Raw genomic sequence first — 3,706 nt, 5'->3', positions numbered from 1 at the left:
GCGCGGGGGGGCGGGGGGGGGGGCGCGCGCGGGGGGGGGGGGGGGGGGGGGGGGGGGGGGGGGGGGGGCGGCCGGGGGGGGGGGGGGGGGGGGCGCGCGGGGGCGGCGCCCCCCCCCCCCCCCCCGGCCGGGTGGGGTGTGGGGACCCGGAGGGTCCCCACACAAGTGAGGGCGGGTGGGTGGGGAAATGGTCAGCGCGCCGCAGGCGCGGTCGGTAGGGAGAGAGGGCAACCCCATGGACCTGGTCATTCGCGGTGCGGACGTCATCGACGGCACCGGGCAAGCCCGGTATCGGGCAGACGTGGCCGTCGACGGCGGCCGGATCGCCGCCATCGTGCCGGAGGGCGGTGGTGCGCGCCCCACCGCCCCCCGCATGGTGGAGGCCGACGGCCTCGTCCTCTCCCCCGGCTTCATCGATATGCACGCCCACAGCGACCTCGCCCTGCTCCGCGACCCCGACCACTCCGCGAAGGCCGCCCAGGGCGTGACCCTGGAGGTCATCGGTCAGGACGGGCTCTCGTACGCGCCCGTGGACGACCGCACGCTCGCCCAGATCCGTACCGCCATCACCGGCTGGAACGGCGACGGCTCCGACATCGACTTCACCTGGCGCACCGTCGGCGAGTTCCTGGACCGCCTCGATCACGGCTTCGACGGCCAGGGCATCGCGGTCAACGCCGCGTATCTCATCCCCCAGGGCACCGTCCGCATGCTCGCCCTCGGCTGGGAGGACCGGGACGCGACGCCCGCCGAGGTCGAGCGGATGAAGGCGCTGGTGGCGGAGGGGCTGGAGCAGGGGGCGGTCGGCCTGTCCTCCGGGCTGACCTACACCCCCGGGATGTACGCCTCCGACGCCGAACTCACCGAGCTGTGCCGGGTCGTGGCCGCGTACGACGGCTACTACTGCCCGCACCACCGCTCGTACGGCGCCGGTGCCCTGCGCGCCTACGAGGAGATGGTGGCCCTCAGCCGGGAGGCGGGCTGTGCGCTGCACCTCGCCCACGCCACCATGAACTTCGACCTCAACAAGGGCCGCGCCCCCGAGCTGCTCGCCCTCCTCAACGCCGCGATCGCCGACGGCGCCGACATCACCCTCGACACCTATCCCTACCTCCCCGGCTGCACCACGCTCGCCGCGATGCTGCCGAGCTGGGCGGCCGAGGGCGGCCCCGACGCGGCCCTCGCGCGGCTGCGCGACGACGCCGAGGCCGAGCGCATCCGGCACGTCATGGAGGAGGAGGGAGCGGACGGCTGCCACGGGGTGCCGATCAACTGGGACACCATCGAGATCTCCGGTGTGAACGACCCGGCCCTCACCGAATACGTCGGCAAAACGGTCGCCGCGAGCGCCCGCGAGCAGGCCGAGGCCCCCTGGGTCACCGCGCGCCGCCTCCTCCTGGACGACCACCTCGGCCCGGCGATCCTTCAGCACGTCGGGCACGAGGAGAACGTGCAGGCGATCATGCAGCACCCCGCCCACACCGGCGGCAGCGACGGCATCCTGAACGGCGCCAAGCCGCACCCCCGCGCCTACGGCACCTTCCCCCAGTACCTGGGCCGCTACGTCCGTGAGCTGGGCGTTCTCACTCTGGAGGAGTGCGTGGCCCACCTCACCGCCCGCCCCGCGGCCCGCCTCCGCCTCCCCGACCGCGGCCGGATCCGCGAGGGCTACCGCGCGGACCTCGTCCTCTTCGACCCGGAGACGGTCGCGGCGGGCTCGACGTTCGAGGCCCCGCGCACCCTGCCGACCGGCATCCCCCACGTCCTCATCGACGGCCGTTTCGTCATCGAGGACGGACGGCGGACGGACGTCCTCGCGGGGCGCGCGATCCGCCGCGCGTAGCGCACCAGACCGTTGGGCGGCCGAGACCGTCAGGCGGCCGCACCCTCGGCCGCATCCCCGGCCGCGCCCTCGGCCGGGAGCTCCGCCGGGTACGGCTCGCCGAAGTCGGCCGAGCGGCTGACCTGCTCCCAGGCGGTCGCCTCGGCGAGCTGGCTCCGGGAGTAGTCCCGCGCCATGGTCGCCGCGTTCACACCCAGCGGGAGATGGCCCGGGACCTCGCCGCGGTGGACGGTCCGCACGATGATCTCGGCGGCGCGCCGAGGATCCCCGGCCGCCCCGTCCGTGCTCTGCCGCACCCGCCGGTTCATCGCCCCGACGGTCGCGTCGTAGGCGTCGGGGATCGGGTGGACCGTCATGGAGGAACCGGCCCAGTCGGTGGCGAAACCGCTCGGCTCGACGACCATGACGCGCACCCCGAGCGGCGCGGTCTCCGCGGCGAGGACCCGGCTGAAGCCGTCCACCGCGAACTTGGCCGCCTGGTAGGAGGCGATGCCCGGCGATCCGCCGACCCGCCCGCCGATCGAGGAGATCTGCACGACGGTGCCGGTTCCCTGCTGCCGCAGGACCGGGAGCGCGGCCTTCGTGACGTGGTAGACGCCCCAGAAGTTCGTCTCGAACTGGGCGCGGAAGTCCTCGTCGTCCGAGGTCTCGATGGGCGCCACATTCGCGTATCCCGCGTTGTTCACGAGCACGTCGATGCGCCCGAAGCGGGCGCGCGCCGCCTCGACGGCCTCGCGCGCCGCCTCGGGGCGGGTGACGTCCAGCGCGAGGGGGTGGATGCGGTCGCCGTACTCCTTGAACGCCTCCGCGAGCGCCTCGGGGCGCCGGGCGGTGGCCACGACGCGGTCACCGGCCTCGAGGGCGGCGGTGACCAGGGCGCGGCCGAGACCGCGCGACGAACCGGTGATGAACCAGACCTGTGAACCCATAACCTGTGAACTCATACCGTTAGTACAACACCGTTCTCTTATTTACGCAACACCGTTCCCTTAAGGGTTCCTATGATGTCCGGCATGACTACGCCTGCCTTCCAACGTGCGCGCAGTGCCCAGGCCAAGCAGGCACGGGAAGAGGCGATCCTGGACGCGGCCCGTGCCCTCGCCCGCGAGCGCGGGGTCCGGGACGTCACCCTCACCGACATCGCCGGGGCCGTGGGGATGCACAAGTCGGCCCTGCTGCGCTACTTCGAGACCCGGGAGCAGATCTTCCTCAGGCTCACCGCGGAGGGCTGGCGGCAGTGGTCCGCCGAGCTGCGCGGCGAGCTGGAACGCCGGACGCACGCCACGGCCCCCGAGGTCGCCGAGGTCGTCGCCGCCACGCTGGCGGCCCGGCCGATGTTCTGCGACCTGCTGTCCCAGGCGCCCATGAACCTCGAACGCAATGTGTCGATCGACTCGGTGCGCGACTTCAAACTGGTGACGCTCGAGGAGATCGAGCTGATCGACGACGAGCTACGACGGCTGCTCGGACTGACCGAGCTCCAGACCGTCGACCTCGTCGCCACGGCGACCAGCCTGGCCGGGGCGCTGTGGCAGATCGCCACCCCCGGCCCGCGCCTGCGGGAGCTCTACGAGTCCGACCCTCGCCTCGCCCACGCGATCGTCGAGGTGGAACCCCGCCTGCGCCGCGTCCTCACCGCCTTCCTCACCGGCCTCGACGCGGGGTCGTCCGAGACGACGGCCTCGAGCGACGCCTAAGCGCTCCGCGGGAAGTGTCGCGATGCGTCGTCGGCCGACTGCGGCGCCGTCGTGGCTGGTCGCCCACGCGGCGGAGCCGCACATCGACACAGCCGCGGCGGAGCCGCACACCGACTCAGCCCCGGGGCCCCGGGGGGGGGGGGCGGCGCGCCCGCCGCAGGCCCGC

General features: G+C 73.7%; 3 protein-coding genes. 2 read left to right on the top strand and 1 reads right to left on the bottom strand.

Annotation, left to right across the window (positions count from 1 at the left end; translation table 11 throughout):
• Positions 1-235: 235 nt before the first annotated feature.
• Positions 236-1,843: an amidohydrolase family protein gene (locus ACFXB5_RS51725; RefSeq protein WP_385222594.1), complete on the top strand. Its 1,608-nt coding sequence runs from the start codon at positions 236-238 to the stop codon at positions 1,841-1,843.
• Between the two features lie 29 nt (positions 1,844-1,872).
• On the opposite strand, the gene ACFXB5_RS51720 is transcribed toward ACFXB5_RS51725, so the two are convergent.
• The gene (locus tag ACFXB5_RS51720) at positions 1,873-2,772 is read right to left on the bottom strand and encodes an SDR family NAD(P)-dependent oxidoreductase (RefSeq protein WP_385222597.1); all 900 of its coding nucleotides are present in this window, start codon (positions 2,770-2,772) and stop codon (positions 1,873-1,875) included.
• A gap of 84 nt (positions 2,773-2,856) precedes the next feature.
• On the opposite strand from ACFXB5_RS51720, the gene ACFXB5_RS51715 reads away from it, so the two are divergent.
• A complete protein-coding gene (locus tag ACFXB5_RS51715) occupies positions 2,857-3,540 on the top strand; it encodes a TetR/AcrR family transcriptional regulator (RefSeq protein WP_385222591.1) in 684 nt (227 codons plus the stop codon).
• Positions 3,541-3,706: the final 166 nt, after the last annotated feature.

It is taken from the genome of Streptomyces sp. NPDC059455 (assembly GCF_042750115.1).
GTDB lineage: Bacteria > Actinomycetota > Actinomycetes > Streptomycetales > Streptomycetaceae > Streptomyces > Streptomyces endocoffeicus.
This window is presented reverse-complemented; position numbering and strand designations above follow the sequence as displayed.